Below are 16,182 nucleotides of genomic sequence, written 5' to 3' on the forward strand. Positions count from 1 at the left end.
TGCCGCGTGTATTGTGGCAATTGCCGCAATGTGTGAGTCTCGAACGCCCGGTCTGATGCAGGCCATTCTCGTCGTCGGTGCGAATGCGCAATTGCCGCTCGAAAGCCTGGCCGCAGAGAGTCCAGAGAACGCCGAGCCCTCGCCTGTTGCTACCGTCGCCGACCGTTCCGAACGGAAGGCGCATGTCCCGACGCAAGGCCGCCCCGCCACGCAAATGCTAGAAGAATACAACTCTCCCGTGCGCATTCGACGCGAGCGCCGTAGCATGACCGGCTACGAGCGAAGCGTCACCAGTTTCAAGTACTGGACGTAGACTCACCGCGCACTTCATTCACCCGTTCTCATCGATACACAAGCGGTCGCGATCGGGCTGAATTTCTGAGGTGGAGACTCGCCCCGATGACGATCACGCACGAACAAGCCATGTCGATGAGCATCCCGTCCAAGCCGCTGGCCTACGACTCTCAATGCTGCGATCTTGCCATACATAAACCGTACAGTTTATTTTCGTTGACGTGGGCGGTGACCTTGATAACTATACGGACCAGTATTGTAAAACGCGAAAGGGAGTAGGAGATCATGCAAGAGAGATATTTGACAACGCGCCAGACCACCCGGATCGTCATCGTCGGCGGCGGCATCGCTGGACTTCTGCTCGCGACCAGGCTGGGCAACACGCTTGGCCGCAGCGGCCGCGGTCAGGTCACGTTGATCGACAAAAGTGCAACCCATATCTGGAAGCCCATGCTGCACACCATCGCGGCAGGCACTCGCGATGTCCAGCAACAGCAGGTCATCTATCTCGCCCACGCCCGCGACCACGGCTTCAACTATCAGCCGGGCGAAATGGAAGGCCTGGACCGCAATGCGCGTATCGTCAAGCTGGCTGCGCTGCGTTCGCCGTCGGGGGAGGTCGTGATCGGGCCGCGCACGGTCGAATACGATGTGCTGATTCTTGCGTTAGGCAGTCGCGCCAACGACTTCGGCACACCAGGCGTACTTGATCATTGCCATTTCATTGACAGCCAGGCACAGGCTGAAGTCTTCAACGAAGCATTGCGAATCCGTATATTCCGGAGCGTTGTGACGAATAGCCCGTTGCGCGTGTCTATCGTCGGCGCCGGAGCGACCGGCGTCGAACTGGCAGCGGAATTGAGCCGCTTACTCGAAGTGGCGTCGAGTTACGGCGACCCCGGCATCCGCTCACGTCTGAACCTCACCCTTTATGAAAGCGCACCGCGCGTACTGGCGGCATTTCCGCCGGCGGTGTCGGAGTCCAGCGAGGCACAGTTACGGCATATCGGTTTCACGGTACGAACGGGCACGCGAGTGACCGCCGCCGAACCCGATGGATTCCGGCTGGCCGACGGCAGCAAGCAACCGGCGGATCTGATGGTATGGGCGGCGGGCGTCAAGGCCTCTGATTTTCTAGGCAAACTGGATGGCATCGGGAGCAATCGTTCCAACCAGATCATCGTCAGGCCAACCCTGCAGGCGCAGGACGACGACGCACTATTCGCCCTCGGCGACTGCTCGACGTTGACGCTCGCCGGCAGTGAACGTCCTCTCGCGCCCACGGCGCAGGTCGCCACGCAACAGGCACAACACCTCGCAAAGCACTTGCCGGACTGGCTCGGCGGTGGTTCATTGCCCGACTTTGCATTTCACGACTTCGGCGCGCTCGTGTCGCTGAGCGACTACAACGCTTTTGGGACGCTCGGGCAGTTCGGATTCTTCCGCGGCGGGTTTATCAAGGGCCGATTCGCGCAGCTCAGTCACGCCATGCTCTATCGACAACATCAGCAGGCTTTGCACGGTTTCGGCAAGGCCATGATGCTGTGGACTGCCGAACGGATTAACGGCTTCGTGCAGCCAAAGATACGGCTGAGCTGAACGCCACCTCACTTTTGACGGGAGTACTGCCATGGATCAATGCGTGACGGCCGACACTGCATGGCAGCGCGCAGTGGGCCAACTCGATTGGGGATGCGCGCAACAATTGGCGGCTCGGGTCAGGCATATAGTCGATTCGCGTGGATCGAGCAGTCTGCCGGTCAAGAATGGCGACGTTGCGATCGCGCTGCTCGATCGACCCAGTCCACGAACAGCCACCGTATCGTGGAGCGACCCTCGAGGTTGCAAGTACGGCGAGCAGCTTTGGCGCCTTGCTACAGCGAAACGATCGGGTATATGCGCTTTGAGCGGACAAGGCATCGCCGCAGGCGATGTAATCTACCGCCCCGCAAAGGTCGAGCCGCCTCCCGCAAACGCGGCTGCCATGATGCTCGCACCATTAGTCGAGCTCGCCTTTAGCGATCCATCCTGTTGATTTTCGCGGGCGTGTTTCGCTGTTGATCCTTCCCGGATCAACACTGTGCGACAGCGCAGTTGCTGCCCGCGACCGATTCCAGCAAACTATTGCATCGACCGGTTGAATCCGCCATTCAAAAGCGGCCGTTCCGGCTCGCTCAAAGGGGCGAGGCCCGGCTTGGGCCGAGTGTGGCGAGGATGACATTGGTGAGTTCGAGCATCGCCGAATGATATTCCGCGGGCAGGGGCACGTCGTCCATCAGTGACATGGTTTCTTCAATGCCCTGCCGGAATGCTCTGGCAATCCCGGCGCGCTGTAACGCCGTCAGGTGGGGCAAGGCGGCATCACGAAACTTGCCCAGCACCATCGCCCGCGCGCCAAGCGCGCTCATTGCCTTCGTGTTGGCGGTCACGAGCTTGGCCATCTGTTCAAGTGCGTCGTTGGTTTGGTTCAATTTTCAGTTCCGCTCAGAATGACTGCCAGTCTGCAGCACCGGTGCCGGCCGCAACCACTGCAGGCCTGTCCGGGGTAACCAGGGGCGCCGTCTCTAGCCTTGTCAACGTGGCGGGACGGGACGTGCGGGCTTTCGGTGCAGGCCGCTGCGGTTCGCTCCTCGCGGCAATCACCCGTGACGGGGAAGTGCCCCGGTTGTCGACCTTGAAGACGGCCACCGCGTCACGCAATCCCTGGGCCTGCTGGGCCAGCGACTGTGCTGCCGCCGAGGCTTGCTCGACCAGCGCCGCATTCTGCTGGGTCACCTCGTCCATCTGGGTGACGGCCGTGTTGACCTGTCCGATGCCGATGCTCTGCTCTTGCGATGCTGCAGCGATCTCGCTCATGATGTCGGTCACGCGCTTCACCGACTGGACAATTTCGCTAATCGTGCTGCCGGCTTCCTCGACCAGCTTCGAGCCGGCGTCAACCCGGGTCACCGACTCGCCAATCAGGTCCTTGATCTCTTTGGCCGCCGTGGCGCTGCGCTGGGCGAGCGTGCGGACCTCGCCCGCCACGACCGCGAAGCCGCGACCCTGTTCACCAGCGCGGGCCGCCTCGACCGCGGCATTGAGCGCGAGGATGTTGGTCTGGAACGCGATGCCTTCAATCACGCTGATGATCTCGGCCACCCTGGCTGAGCTATCGGAGATTCCGTGCATCGTCTCGACCACGCGTCCGATCACTTCCCCGCCGCGTTGCGCGACGCCCGAAGCCGTACTGGCCAGCGTGGTCGCCTGCCTCGCGTTGTCGGCGTTCTGGCGCACCGTCGAGGTCAGTTCCTCCATGGACGAGGCGGTTTCCTCCAGCGACGCGGCCTGCTCTTCGGTCCGTTGCGATAGGTCCAGGTTGCCGGCCGAGATTTCCTGCGCGGCGGTGTCGATCGACCGGGAGCCGTCCCGCACGACACTGATGGTCTGCACCAGCTTGCCTTGCATCGCCTGCAGGCCGCTCATCAGCTGCCCCATCTCGTCGCGCGTGCGGACCTCGACCTGCGTCGTCAGGTCGCCGTCGGCAATCGCCCTGAAATGGCCCAGTGCCTGGGCAAGGGGCGTGCCGATTGCCCGCTGCAGCGACCGCCAGGCCAGTGCCGCCGCACCGAGCGCCATCAGCATACCGGCGAGGGCTACCCAGACGAACGCGTGGAAGCGGGCCCGCGCAGCCTCAAACGTCGCGCGGGCAGCCGTGACCTGGGTCTGGCCAAGTGCGTCCATGCCGTTGGTCACATCGGTGAACAGGGATGGTGGTTGGTGCAAGGTAAGGTCGGAGAGCTTCGCCACATCGTGAGCGGCAATCGCGCTGAACATCGGCTCGAAGCCATCCGCGAGGAGCTTTTCAAGCTTCGAATTCACGTCAGCCGCGCGGCTCGCCTCCTCGGGTCCGGAGAACGGCAGCGCGCGATACGCGTCCCACGCCTGCTTCGACGCGGCGAGCAGATCCCGCGCGTCCTGCGCTTGTTGCGGTACGACGGAAGCGGTCGGATCCAGTGCGATGCAGAACGTCCAGATGCGCGCTCTCGCTAGTGAAACGCTCGCCCGACCGAGCGCCTCCGAAGAGGCCAGGTTGTTGGAATAAAGCTCTTGCACATCGTTGTTGGCCATCGACACGCCGACGATCCCCATGACGCCGCCGAGGATCAGCAGCACGGCGAGAAAAGCCATTACCAGCGCTAGGCGAGCACGGATACTTAGATTCTTGAACATGGATAAATTAAATGGGAAGCCGATGACGAGGCGTGCGCAAGGCGCAAGACGAAGGAAGCGGGCAGCGCAAGCGCCAACACACGGTTGATAAACAAATCACACATGATGTTTGTATACGGCATTAAGCCGTCAAACTTGATGCCGAACTGCTAACCGCCATTCCGTTCAAGCGTTTTTTGTGCGGATAGAAGCCTAGCGACGTTGCAGACGCGGAAACGCTCTGTTGGGTGAAAGGTGAGTGTAATGAGATAGTAAGCAGATAAACTGGCTTCAACGACTTAGCACAGGCTTCCGCCCCGGCGGTCGTTGTTTCGCTAACCAGTCTTTTCTTTCTGTTTCTGACGCTCACAATTGGAGATTTCATCATGGCTAAAGCACTCATCCCCGTTCTCGCGCTCGTGTCGGTCCTCGCTCTGCCCACGGTTGCGTCCGCTCACAACAACGGTCCCCTGACGCGCGAGCAGGTGCGCGCGGAACTCGTCCAGCTGCAGAAAGCGGGCTACGACCGCAACCACAGTGACGCGCACTACCCGGCAAACATCCAGGCAGCGCTGGCGAGCGTGGCGGGCCAGCAGCAGGCGTCCAGTGGCTACGGTGGCGTGAAATCGGGTTCGGCCGCTTCGGGGCGACCGACCCAGTGGGCCTCGGATCAAGCGATCTACAAAGGAAGTTGATTGGCGATCAGCCGGGTGGCCGGGCGCTTTCAACCGCCCGGCCCGGTGACACACGGCGAGCGGCATCGTCGCGGCTTGTGGGTTCGCCGATGCGGCCCGTTACCGGCAGGAACAGCGCGAGCGATTCATCGGTAAGCGGCACGAAGCCGTACTTTTTGTAGAAGCTGGCGGCTTCATCGTTGATGGCGTCGACCAACGCACTGAACGCCGAGGGTTTCAGCGGTGCTAACGACTACATCGAACGCATGCGCCAGAAATTGGGCGAGCAGCACAGGGGACGAATTGCCCGAAGGCGTCATAGATCAGCCTGGCAATCGAAGTCTAAGCCGCCTAACACGACGCTTGAAAAATAAACTGCCTCGACTTAGGAATCGTTTTTCGAGGTCCCTTGGCCGAATGGCGGGTCGCGTCTCATCAAGAGACGTTCGTCATGCGTTTGCAGAAGACCGCTGCGGCCCAACCCGGAAATTCGGGTTCCGGCCGAGAGTAACGGAGCGCGCCAGCGCCACCAATTCGGGATTCCGCCGAGTGCGAGCAGGCCTGCGGAGTGGCCGCTCGCCCCCGCTCCAACCAGAGGTTCGACACGTAGCCATTATTCGACTAGGCTTATCAGAAGCCCCATGCTGCACAAACGCGTTGAAAACCCGCCAGGAAAGATTCGATTCAAACACCTGATTGCAGGCTATCTCACGATAAGCTACCGACCCATGGACGACATTTCTCCGCAGGCCTTCGTCGATGCCGCGATCGCCTATCAGAAGACTGCCGCGGTGAAAGCCGCCGTCGAGCTCGATCTGTTCACCGCGATAGCGGACGAGCACGGCGACGTTAAGCGTATAGCCGAGCGGGTAAAGGCCGCCGAGCGCGGTGTGCGCATACTCTGCGACTTTCTGACCGTGCACGGGTTTCTGCAGAAGGAAACGGGACAGTACCGATTGACGCCGTCGACCACCGCATTCCTGACGACTTCCTCGCCGGCCTGGATGGGGAGCATCGTGGATTTCCTGGCGGCTCCTGAAATGACGGCACTGTGGCTGGACGACCCCGCCGCGTTCGTTCGCAACGGAGGAGCCGTGGGGCTGGGCAACATCGCGCCCGAGCATCCCGTCTGGGTGAAGTTCGCGCGTGCGATGGCACCGTTCGTGACACAAACCGCACAGAGCATCGCGCAACACGTGAGTGCGCGGCCTCAGGCACCGAAGCGCGTGCTGGACATTGCAGCCGGGCATGGGCTGTTCGGAATCGCGATCGCCGAAGCGATCCCCGGCGCGGAAATCGTGGCGACCGACTGGCAACCGGTTCTCGAGGTCGCGACGGAGAACGCCGCAGCGGCCGGTGTCAGTTCGCGTTACCGCACGGTCGCCGGCAGTGCGTTCGAAGTCGATTGGGGTACGAATTTCGATCTGGCGCTGGTCACGAACTTCCTGCACCACTTCGATCCGCCAACCTGCGTGGAATTACTCTCCAAAGTCCGCAGGAGCCTCAGTCCCGCAGGGCGAGCGCTCGCGGTGGAATTTGTTCCCGACGAGGATCGCGTGTCGCCGCCGTTCGCAGCCGCGTTTTCCTTTATGATGCTTGCGTCCACGCCGCAAGGCGACGCGTACACCGCGCGCGAACTCGAGCAAATGGGCCGCGAAGCCGGCTTTTCCAACGTAACGGTGACGCCGCTGCCACCTTCGCCGCAAGCCCTCGTTGCATTCGAGTAGCGCAAACCCGCGCGCTCCAGGCACCGCATTTCGTCATGGAGACGGCGTTCAGACGATGTCAATGTTGAAGGTTGCGCTGCCGGCCGACCTGACGGTCGACGCCGAGCTGGAGCTCGGCACGGGCGTGGGCGGCTATCTTTCGCCGTCGCGGCCGCCCGACGACGTACGCGTCTTGCTGGCGTACAAAACCTGGTCGATCTTGCTCATCCTGCGGGTCGATGCCGCTCGCAGCCTCGTCGATACCGGAGAACTCTCACTTGCAGTGATCGCCAGAGAGACCGGATTTGGCGATACCGAAAGAATGCGCAGAGCATTCGTCAGGACTCGGCCACCCCCCTCATTGCTTTACGGGATTTTCAGGAAGGGTTCCGCACCTTGTCCACGGCTCAGTCCCTGCACATGGTTGCGGCGCGATTGGTAGCAAACGTGTACACGGCGATCCGTCAGCGGGCCGCGCATAATCGTTGCCTGCCTGAAGGCGGTACGTTTCAGCGGACATCGAAGTATGGATGCCGAAAGCAGGCGCGTCCGGCGACGCCAAGCACATCACTTGCGGGCTGGATGGTCGCCACCGCGAGACCCGCTCCTGCGAATGCGCACGCGGCGGACACCAGCGCGACGGCGCGCAGCGCGTCAGTGATGGCGTCGGCTTCCGCCTGCGCCACGGGTGTCTGCGGCGCCGTATGAGCATCGCCGGCTGCCGCCCCGGTTTGCGCGTCCGGCTCCAGCAACCGCCCGGTCTGGCGTGCGCCCTGAGGAACGTGCAGTTCGTCGAGCCGCGCCGACAGTTCCGCGTGGTGTGACCACACGAACACGATGCCGAGCACCGCGATCGCCAGCAGGCTGGCTACGCGTGCAACCGCGTTGTTGATGCCGGATGCGACGCCTGCGCGGTCGGCCGGCACCGACTCCATCACTGTCGTCGTGAGTGGCACGACCGTGATGGTCATGCCGAGTCCGAGCACGGCAAGCGCAGGGGAATCCGGCCCACTAGCTACCGCGCACGAAAGGCAGCGCGAGCATCACGAACCCGATTCCGGCGACGCCCGGGGCAGCGCTCAACAGCGCCCGTGAACCGAAGCGGCTCGTCAGGTTGCCGGTGAAGCGCGACAACGAGCCGATGATGACCGGCACTGGCAGCAGCGCCGCGCCCGCTTCGGTTGCGGTGTAGCCATGTGCGCGGATCAGCGTGAACGGCAGGAAGAACAGTACGCCGCCCAGACCGAAGTGGAGCAGCAACGTCACGAGGCTGGCGCTGGTGAAATCGCGCGAGCGGAACACGTCGAGCGGCATCATGGGGTGACGGCTGTTCGCTTCGATCATCACGAATGCGGCCAGCACAAACACGCCGACGCCGATCGCGCACAGTACGAGCGGATGCCCGAAGCCATGCGCCAACGCCTGGGTCAGGCCATCGGTGAGAGCGGCGAGCCCCGCTGCCGCGCTCAGCGCGCCGGGCCAGTCCGACTGTTGAGGCGCATCGAGCTTGTGGCTGTTCGGCACCGACAAAATCGCGAGCGCAATCGTCACCGCTGCAAGCGGGACGTTGAGGAAGAAGATCGCGCGCCACGACAGCGAAGACCGCGCACATCGTCGCTGCGCAAGCGAGCCCGTGCGAGACATCGGGGTCTTCACGCTGGCGTCGGCCGCTTGCGGGCTTGCGCCGAACGCGGGTTCGCTGATCGCCGCCCGCGCGGTGCAGGGCATTGGCGCGGCGCTCTTCGTGCCCAGCAGTCTGGCGATCATCGGCGCCGTATTCGAAGGGTGAAAAAGGCGCCCTCAAAAGATCTCCCGCCTCCTGCCCAGCGGGCGCCAAGGGCTTTTATGCGGGGCTGACAGGCAAGGGGCCCGGATCGCTCGATGCGTCATCATCGCTGTGGCGCAGCATGATTCAATTGACCGTCGCCAACGAAGCGGCATATCTTGAGCATTGCCGACGCTACGCTCTCGACCACCTGGGCCAACAGGTCAGATAGCGAGGTATCGGTTGCATGTCCGCGGCAGGTTCGATCTCATCGCTGCACGCGCGATAACCCGCGAGAAGTCAAGCGCCTGCATCGAACAACAGGACAGACCAGGCCCATCTTTTGCGGTCTGCGCGCGCACGTCGTTCTTGATTAGGGTGGAAGATCATCATGTCGAGACAGCCCGGTTGGTCAGTCGTCATCGGTGCCATCACACTTGTGTTTCTCGCGCTCACTTCGCTTTACCTCGTGATCGGCGGAGCATGGCTGATTGCCGTAGGCGGGTCGTGGTACTACCTGATCACGGGCCTGCTGCTCGCAGTAGTGACGTGGTTGCTTTACCGGCGCAAGCCCGCTGCGCTCGTTCTCTATGCGCTCGTGATGATTGCGACGGCGGTCTGGGCGCTGTGGGAGTCCGGCACGGACTTCTGGGCATTGGCTCCGCGCTCCGGGGTGCTGGTCATTTTCGGCGTGTGGCTACTGCTGCTCGTGAGCTGGCGGATGGAGGGCGCACGCGGGCTCGGCATTGGTTCGCTCGTCGTTGCATTGGCTGTCTGGGCAGGCGTGCTCATCTACGCGAACTTCAACGACCCGCAAACGGTCAACGGGAGCTTCAGTGCGGCATCGGCGGCCCCCGCAGAGACCGGTGATAGCGCCGCCGACTGGCCGGCCTACGCGCGCACCCAGGCCGGTACCCGCTATTCCCCGCTGACTCAAATCACGCCTGCAAACGTCAAGGACTTACAGGTCGCGTGGACCTTCCGGACCGGGGATAGCAAAGGCCCCAACGACCCCGTCGAGATTACGGACGAAGTCACGCCGATCAAGATCGGCGAGACCTTGTTTCTATGCTCGCCGCATCAGATCCTATGGGCGTTGGATGCGCGGACCGGCAAGTTGAAATGGAAATTCGATCCGCAACTGAAGGCCGATCCGTCGTTCCAGCACGTGACCTGCCGTGGTGTGTCTTACGTCGATCTTTCCGCGGCCGGTCCCGCGCCGACGGCTGATCAGCCCTCGGGCGCATCGGCCGCTGCGCCGGATCAGCAGGCAGCATCGGCCGCGGCGCCCGCTCAGCAGCAACCAGCGTCTGCGCCCGCTGCGACTGCCGCGACCGCCGGGGCCTGCATGCGCCGCATCTATCTGCCCGTCAACGATGGCCACCTGTATGCGCTCGACGCGGAGACAGGGGCGCTGTGCAAAACCTTTGCCAACGGCGGCGATCTCGATCTCCAGCACAACCAGCCGGTGACGACCCCCGGCATGTATGAGCCGACCTCGCCGTCGGTCATCACGAACGACGTGATCGTCGTCGCGGGCGCGGTCGAGGACAACTATTCGACGCGCGAGCCGTCGGGCGTGATCCGCGGCTTCGATGTGCGTTCCGGCGAACTGCTGTGGGTGTTCGACCCGGGCGCGAAGGACCCGAATCAGAATCCTCCCGCCGGCGGTCACTACACGCTCACGTCCCCGAACTCGTGGGCGCCCGCTGCATACGATCCCAAGCTGGACATCGTCTATCTGCCGATGGGCGTGACCACACCGGACATCTGGGGCGGCAACCGGACGGCGGAGCAGGAGCGTTTCGCGAGCGGCCTGCTCGCGCTGCACGCGTCGACGGGCAAGCTCGCGTGGTTCTATCAGACGGTCCACCACGACCTGTGGGACATGGACCTGCCATCGCAGCCCACGCTCGCGGACATTACCGACGTCAAGGGCAATACCGTGCCTGTCGTGTATGCGCCGGCCAAAACCGGCAACCTGTTCGTGCTCGACCGGCGCACGGGCGTGCCGGTGGTGCCGGCTCCGGAGCGTCCGGTGCCGCAGGGTGCGGCGCCCGGCGACCATGTTTCGCCTACCCAGCCGTTCTCCGGACTGACATTCCGGCCATCGAAGGATCTCACCGATGCCGACATGTGGGGCGCCACGATGTACGACCAGCTGGTATGCCGGATCATGTTCCACAAGCTGCGCTATGAAGGCACCTTCACACCTCCGTCGGTGCAGGGGACGCTGGTCTTTCCCGGCAATCTCGGCATGTTCGAGTGGGGCGGCATGGCGGTCGATACGGATCGCCAGATTGCGATCGCCAATCCGATTGCGCTGCCGTTCGTTTCGCGGCTGATTCCGCGTGGCCCGGGCAATCCGATTCAGCCGGTACCGGGCGCGAAAGGTTCGGGGACGGAGACCGGAATTCAGCCGCAATACGGCGTTCCGTTCGGCGTGACACTGAATGCGTTCATGTCACCGTTGGGTCTTCCTTGCAAGCAACCTGCCTGGGGCTTCATTTCGGCGATCGATCTGAAGACCAACCAGATCGTATGGAAGAAGCGGATCGGAACGGTGCGGGACAGCTCGCCGATTCCGTTGCCGTTCAAGATGGGGATGCCGATGCTCGGCGGCCCCATCATCACGGCGGGCGGCGTGGCGTTCATCGGCGCGACGGCCGACAACTACATTCGCGGCTTCGACGTGAACAACGGCAGGCAGCTCTGGCAGGCGCGTCTGCCCGCCGGCGGGCAGGCAACGCCGATGAGCTATTCGGTCAACGGACGTCAGTTCGTGGTGATTGCGGCAGGCGGTCACGGCTCATTCGGTACGAAGCTCGGCGACTACGTGATTGCCTATGCGTTGCCGCAATAGCAAAGCGGTGAAGCAGGGTGGACGTGCGTGGACAGGACTGCCACGTCCACCCACGGCAATGCGGTCATCTGTTTGTCACTGACTTGCGGCGGACGGCGAACTGCTCGCCGCCGAATCCGCGTTGGCTGTTCCACCCGACTTATCGGCGGGCTTGCAGCCCGCGCACATCGCGGCGATAGCTATCGTGATCGCGCTCGCGAGAAGCCGGCGGTAGAGGATGGGTTTCATGACATCTCCTGTGGTTGGGTGGCATCCGATCAATACTTGCGACGCAATCGGACAGCACTCGTCGGGCTATCCTGCAGAGCTATGCATCTCCTGTTCCCGCTACCTTGAATTCACGTCAGTGCGAGAATCTGTCGGTCACTCCGCGTACTGAGAAACCCAATATGGGCTCCGACCTTGCCGGATAAAACCCCCCCGAATCATGCGACGCCTCGCGAGAACCGTTGCACGGCATCGCCGATACGAATCGGTTGTGCAGGATGGGGACTGTCGGCCAGGGTAGCGGCGCGGTTTCCTGCGCACGGAAGCCATCTCGAGCGGTATGCCCGGATCTTTTCTGCGGTTGAAATCAATTCGTCGTTCTATCGTTCGCACCAGCCGAAGACGTATGCTCGGTGGGCTGCAAGCGTGCCCGATGCATTCCGGTTCTCTGTCAAGGTTCCACGGAGGATTTCGCACGAGCTCAGGTTGCGCGACGCGGATGCCACCGTTAAAGAATTCGTGCGTGAGGTCACGCCGTTGGGTGAAAAACTGGGGTGCCTGTTGCTTCAGATGCCGCCCCGCCTGGCGTTGGATACGGTCCCGGCGCGAGATTTTTTTTCGCTGCTGCGCGGCCTCACGGCAGCGCATATCGTCTGCGAACCGCGCCACGCAACGTGGTTTACCGAGGAGGGCGCGCAAACGCTGAAAAATGCGGGGATCGCTTGCGTGCGCGCGCATCCGTCGCCGATCGCCGGCGTCGAACCGGTGAGTGATCCGGGTACGCTGTACATCCGTTTGCATGGCTCGCCGGAGATCTATTATTCGGCATACGACGAGCCGTTCATCGAAGCGGTGGCTGCGCGGATTTTGGACGCTCGAAACTCCAACTCCGAGGTCTGGTGTATTTTCGACAATACCGCGCGCGGTGAGGCGGTACCTAACGCTCTGACACTGATGGAAAAATTAGAGAAGACCCCTTGCTGAGATAAGCCTTTCGAAGAGATCGTGACAAGCGCGTGTCTTTGCGCACGAATAGCAATCTGTATCGGTAGCAGTCGATCGCGAGCGAACTATGGGTCGGGTCGTGGATAGAGGGCGATCCGCGATGGTCGTGGAGTCCGCCTAGCTGACCGTGAAGCCGCCGTCCGCGGCGATGATCTGCCCGGTGACATAGCTTGCGGCAGGGCTTGCGAGAAAGAATACGCTCTGTGCAATTTCGATCGGGGCGGCCATTCGTCCCATCGGAATCCGTCCTGCGCCTACGATCGGCCCTCGAATCTTGAACGTCGCGCTGATGTTCTTGCCGCCCTCGCTGGCCATGCCGCCTGGAAGGATTGAATTGACGCGGATTCCGTCGGCCGCGAACTCGCTGGCCAGTGATCGCGTGATGCTGTCCACGCCGGCCTTGGCGGCGTCGTAATGGGCGTTGACGCCCCACAGCGTGGGTCGAAGCGCGCCAACGGAGGAGATGTTGACGATCGAGCCGCCGCCGTTCGCCTTCATGCGCGTGATAGCCTCTCGGCAACACAGGAACGTGCCCCGCAGCGTGACGTCTTGCATCTGGTCCCATTGTTCGACGGACATTTCAAAGAATTCGGCCTTCGAACGGTGCGCCGCGTTGTTGATCAGAATGTCGACACCGCCAAACTTCGTATCGACGGCTGCGAATAGTGCCTTGACGGATGCTTCGTCGGCCACGTCGACTTTGCATGGCATCGCAATGCCGCCGTCCGCATCGATATCCGACGCTGTTGCAGACGCCGCATCGGGGTTCAAGTCGGCAATCACGACCTTGGCGCCGGCCTCGGCGAGCAGTCGCGCAGTCTCGCGACCGAGACCTTGCGCAGAGCCGGTAACAACGGCGGTCTTGCCCGTGAGATTGAACCTCTGCGCGAGGTGCGCGCCGATCTGGGTTTCACTAAACATGGAATGCTCCGTTTCGAGTGTCGATGAAGGTCGCGCTGTTCGGTTCGCTTCAGTCTTGCCGCTCTGGCCCAATCGTTTGTAGTTCATCGGAATTCACCAGACAGTGAAGATGATTGGGTGCGGACGTCTTCAGCTAAGCAGAAATCCGCCGTCGAGCGTAATCGATTGGCCCGTCATGTAGCGGCCTGACGGCCCTGCGAGGTACAGCACCGCGGCGGCAATATCGGCGGGATCGCCCCATCCAGGCGGCAGACGTCGCTCCACATCCGTACCGGGTCCCGTGAGCTTTCCTGTTTTCAGGCGAGCCTGCATATCCGGATGAAACTGAACCTTGCCGGGCACTGCACCGGGAAGCACGCAGTTGACGAGAATCTGGTCGCGGGCATAGTCCAGCGCTGCGGAGCGCACTAAACCCGCTACGCCTGCTCGCGCGGCACCGTAGGCGCCATTGCCATTCAGTACGGCATGCGTGGCTCCCATGGTAGTCACGTTCACGATGCGTCCACCCCGGCCTGCGGCGAGCATGTGCCTGATCGCTTCTCGCATGCAAAAGAACACAGACTTCAGGTCGATCGCCATCACTTCGTCCCAGGCGGCTTCGGAGAACTCCGTAAGCGGCCCGTTATTGGTCATGGCCGCGCAATTGACCACGATGTCCGGGCTACCCCAGGCTGCGCTGACCTGATTGAACAACGCAATCACGGAGGCTTCACGTTCCACGTCTGCCTCGATAGCGATTGCTTCGCCGCCCGCCGAAACGATCTTGTCGACGACCGATTGCATGTGCGCTGCGCTGTGATCGGCGACTACGACCCGTGCGCCAGCCTCGGCCAGCACAGGGGCGATATCGATGCTGGAATTGCATCCCTTGTCAGTCACGACAGCGATTTTTCCGCTGATGCCGAATAGCCGCTCAAGCAAGGATGTGGTCATCGAGTTATCTCCAGGGGGCTGCGTGTCGTTTTTTACGAATTCTAGCGACAACGTCCGACGCGCAATGGTTACCGTGGGGAACAATTAGAGTGAGCTGGTTTCACTAATCCCGCGCTCTAACGAACGGCAGGAATGAAGCGACTCAGCGCGGTGCTAGCGGGCCTCGTCGAAACGGTGAGCGAAAATACGCACATCGTTCCAAAAACGCAACGATAATACCAGCCGGGATTTCCCTCGTTGCGGGTCTTCAGACGTGCCGCACAACATGCGCGTGGAGAACGTCGGTCCGGCAATGATGATGTCGGCACGAACGCACATACAACCTCACAGGAAGGGGCCAAGATGAATGTTGCGAAAAGAAGCCCCGCCCGGATGGAATCGCACCGACCGCAGCCAGGTACCGGCACGCTTCCTTTGCAGGTTGAGGACATCACCTCTTCGTGGCTGACGTCGGCGCTCGCGCGCAGCCATGAAGGGGTAGCCGTCGAATCACTGGCCATCGACGAGGTGATGTACGGCACGGCTACCAAAGTCAGGGTGCGTCTTGCTTACAACGCAACAGGGCGCGAGCTTCGCTTGCCGGAGTCTCTGATCGTCAAGGGCGGTTTCGTACCCGAGTACCGGAACTTGAACGCCTACATATACGAATACGAGGCGAAGTTCTTCAAGGAAGTCCATCCCTGCTTGCGTGCAAATGTGCCTGCCTGCTTCTATGCAGAGACCGACAGTCAAAGCGGGCAGTCGATCGTGATCCTCGAGGATCTACGTTCACGGGAAGTGGAATTCTGTCGCGTGCAGCGGACGCTGACGTTTGCGCAGGCGGCGGCAAACCTGGACGCGCAAGCGCGGTGGCACGCGCAGTTCTGGCAATCGCCTGCGCTCGAAAGCGATGGCGAACTGGCGTGGCTCGCGTCGCAAGACCCGCTGCCCGATGGCGAGTCCGGCACCTATCACTGGGGCCAGTTGAAACCCGAGGTGTTCGCCAGCTATACACAGTTGCCGCGCGGGGCCGCCGTGCCAAAGCGGTTTCACGATCGTGACTGGATGGAGCGGGCGCTCCTCGATCTGCGCGTTTTCGACCGCATCGGGCCGATGACGTTTCTCCATGGCGATGTTCACCTCGGAAACCTGTATTTCGACCGCGACGGCACGCCCGGCTTTCTCGACTGGCAGTCATATCGACGCGGACCGTGGGCTCATGACGTCACGTACTTCCTGATATCGGCTCTGGATATCGCGGATCGGCCGAGATGGGAGCGCGCGTTGCTCGAATACTATCTTGAGCGGCTCGCCTTTCACGGCGTCAACAACCCGCCGTCATTTGAAAGCGCACTAGATGCCTACCGGCGCCACATCGTCTATGGGCTGTTCTTCTGGCTCGTGAATCCGGTGGAGTGGCAGGTCGAAGTCAACAATTGTGCAGTTGCGCCCCGGTTCGCGATGGCGGCACTCGATCACGAGATTCATGACCTCATGGGCCGATAACCCACCAGGCGCTGAGCGACATGCACTTGACGTCGCCACTTCCGCGGGAGTACATTTTTACGATCGATATTCAAAAATATGAATTGCGGGAGTAATGTAGGAGGCAAAGCATGTCGGAAATGGTCACTCGACGCGGCA

The 16,182-nt window shown here is 61.9% G+C and carries 16 protein-coding genes and 1 pseudogene; 10 read left to right on the forward strand and 7 right to left on the reverse strand.

Annotated features, from left to right (window positions below; all coding sequences use genetic code 11):
• Positions 1–55 precede the first annotated feature (55 nt).
• From OKW30_RS25215 to OKW30_RS25225, 3 genes are all read left to right on the forward strand, one after another.
• The gene (locus OKW30_RS25215) at positions 56–313 is read left to right on the forward strand and encodes a hypothetical protein (protein ID WP_429347911.1); all 258 of its coding nucleotides are present in this window, start codon (positions 56–58) and stop codon (positions 311–313) included.
• A 266-nt stretch (positions 314–579) separates the two neighbouring features.
• On the forward strand, positions 580–1,893 hold the full coding sequence (locus OKW30_RS25220; protein ID WP_429347912.1) for an NAD(P)/FAD-dependent oxidoreductase: 1,314 nt from the start codon (positions 580–582) through the stop codon (positions 1,891–1,893).
• Between the two features lie 31 nt (positions 1,894–1,924).
• Positions 1,925–2,329, forward strand: coding sequence for a DUF3331 domain-containing protein (locus OKW30_RS25225; RefSeq protein ID WP_429292094.1), 405 nt, complete (start codon positions 1,925–1,927; stop codon positions 2,327–2,329).
• Positions 2,330–2,468: 139 nt separating this feature from the next.
• Here the strand turns inward: OKW30_RS25225 and OKW30_RS25230 are convergent, their stop codons facing one another.
• Both OKW30_RS25230 and OKW30_RS25235 read right to left on the reverse strand, forming a co-directional pair.
• Positions 2,469–2,765, reverse strand: a complete 297-nt coding sequence (locus OKW30_RS25230) for a hypothetical protein (RefSeq protein ID WP_184064207.1) — start codon at positions 2,763–2,765, stop codon at positions 2,469–2,471.
• Positions 2,766–2,778: 13 nt separating this feature from the next.
• Positions 2,779–4,506, reverse strand: coding sequence for a methyl-accepting chemotaxis protein (locus OKW30_RS25235; protein ID WP_429347913.1), 1,728 nt, complete (start codon positions 4,504–4,506; stop codon positions 2,779–2,781).
• Positions 4,507–4,871: 365 nt separating this feature from the next.
• Between OKW30_RS25235 and OKW30_RS25240 the strand changes: the two genes are divergently transcribed.
• Positions 4,872–5,180, forward strand: a complete 309-nt coding sequence (locus OKW30_RS25240) for a DUF4148 domain-containing protein (protein WP_429347914.1) — start codon at positions 4,872–4,874, stop codon at positions 5,178–5,180.
• A 7-nt stretch (positions 5,181–5,187) separates the two neighbouring features.
• Here the strand turns inward: OKW30_RS25240 and OKW30_RS25245 are convergent, their stop codons facing one another.
• A complete protein-coding gene (locus OKW30_RS25245) occupies positions 5,188–5,376 on the reverse strand; it encodes a hypothetical protein (RefSeq protein ID WP_429347915.1) in 189 nt (62 codons plus the stop codon).
• A gap of 511 nt (positions 5,377–5,887) precedes the next feature.
• Here OKW30_RS25245 and OKW30_RS25250 point away from each other — a divergent pair.
• A complete protein-coding gene (locus OKW30_RS25250) occupies positions 5,888–6,886 on the forward strand; it encodes a class I SAM-dependent methyltransferase (protein ID WP_187630672.1) in 999 nt (332 codons plus the stop codon).
• A gap of 55 nt (positions 6,887–6,941) precedes the next feature.
• The gene (locus OKW30_RS25255) at positions 6,942–7,307 is read left to right on the forward strand and encodes a hypothetical protein (RefSeq protein ID WP_187630642.1); all 366 of its coding nucleotides are present in this window, start codon (positions 6,942–6,944) and stop codon (positions 7,305–7,307) included.
• A 67-nt stretch (positions 7,308–7,374) separates the two neighbouring features.
• On the opposite strand, the pseudogene OKW30_RS25260 reads toward OKW30_RS25255, so the two are convergent.
• Positions 7,375–8,461 (reverse strand): annotated as a pseudogene (locus tag OKW30_RS25260) (MFS transporter); the annotation flags it as partial.
• A 37-nt stretch (positions 8,462–8,498) separates the two neighbouring features.
• Between OKW30_RS25260 and OKW30_RS25265 the strand changes: the two are divergent.
• Positions 8,499–8,654 carry a hypothetical protein gene (locus tag OKW30_RS25265; RefSeq protein WP_184065046.1) on the forward strand — a complete coding sequence of 52 codons (156 nt, stop codon included), beginning with the start codon at positions 8,499–8,501 and terminating at the stop codon, positions 8,652–8,654.
• Positions 8,655–9,021: 367 nt separating this feature from the next.
• Positions 9,022–11,493: a glucose/quinate/shikimate family membrane-bound PQQ-dependent dehydrogenase gene (locus tag OKW30_RS25270; RefSeq protein ID WP_429347916.1), complete on the forward strand. Its 2,472-nt coding sequence runs from the start codon at positions 9,022–9,024 to the stop codon at positions 11,491–11,493.
• A 75-nt stretch (positions 11,494–11,568) separates the two neighbouring features.
• Here the strand turns inward: OKW30_RS25270 and OKW30_RS25275 are convergent, their stop codons facing one another.
• On the reverse strand, positions 11,569–11,721 hold the full coding sequence (locus OKW30_RS25275) for a hypothetical protein (RefSeq protein ID WP_429347917.1): 153 nt from the start codon (positions 11,719–11,721) through the stop codon (positions 11,569–11,571).
• Positions 11,722–11,895: 174 nt separating this feature from the next.
• Between OKW30_RS25275 and OKW30_RS25280 the strand changes: the two genes are divergently transcribed.
• Entirely contained in the window at positions 11,896–12,684 is a 789-nt protein-coding gene (locus OKW30_RS25280; RefSeq protein ID WP_429347918.1) for a DUF72 domain-containing protein, read from the forward strand.
• A 138-nt stretch (positions 12,685–12,822) separates the two neighbouring features.
• On the opposite strand, the gene OKW30_RS25285 is transcribed toward OKW30_RS25280, so the two are convergent.
• Together OKW30_RS25285 and OKW30_RS25290 are read right to left on the reverse strand one after the other, a co-directional pair.
• On the reverse strand, positions 12,823–13,626 hold the full coding sequence (locus OKW30_RS25285) for an SDR family oxidoreductase (RefSeq protein WP_184064972.1): 804 nt from the start codon (positions 13,624–13,626) through the stop codon (positions 12,823–12,825).
• A 129-nt stretch (positions 13,627–13,755) separates the two neighbouring features.
• Entirely contained in the window at positions 13,756–14,559 is an 804-nt protein-coding gene (locus OKW30_RS25290; protein WP_429347919.1) for an SDR family NAD(P)-dependent oxidoreductase, read from the reverse strand.
• 237 nt (positions 14,560–14,796) lie between these two features.
• Here OKW30_RS25290 and OKW30_RS25295 point away from each other — a divergent pair, with 237 nt between their 5' ends.
• Positions 14,797–16,044, forward strand: a complete 1,248-nt coding sequence (locus tag OKW30_RS25295) for a phosphotransferase (protein WP_429347920.1) — start codon at positions 14,797–14,799, stop codon at positions 16,042–16,044.
• Positions 16,045–16,182 lie beyond the last annotated feature (138 nt).

The organism is Paraburkholderia sp. Clong3 (assembly GCF_050436485.1).
GTDB classification, from domain to species: Bacteria; Pseudomonadota; Gammaproteobacteria; order Burkholderiales; family Burkholderiaceae; genus Paraburkholderia; species Paraburkholderia tuberum.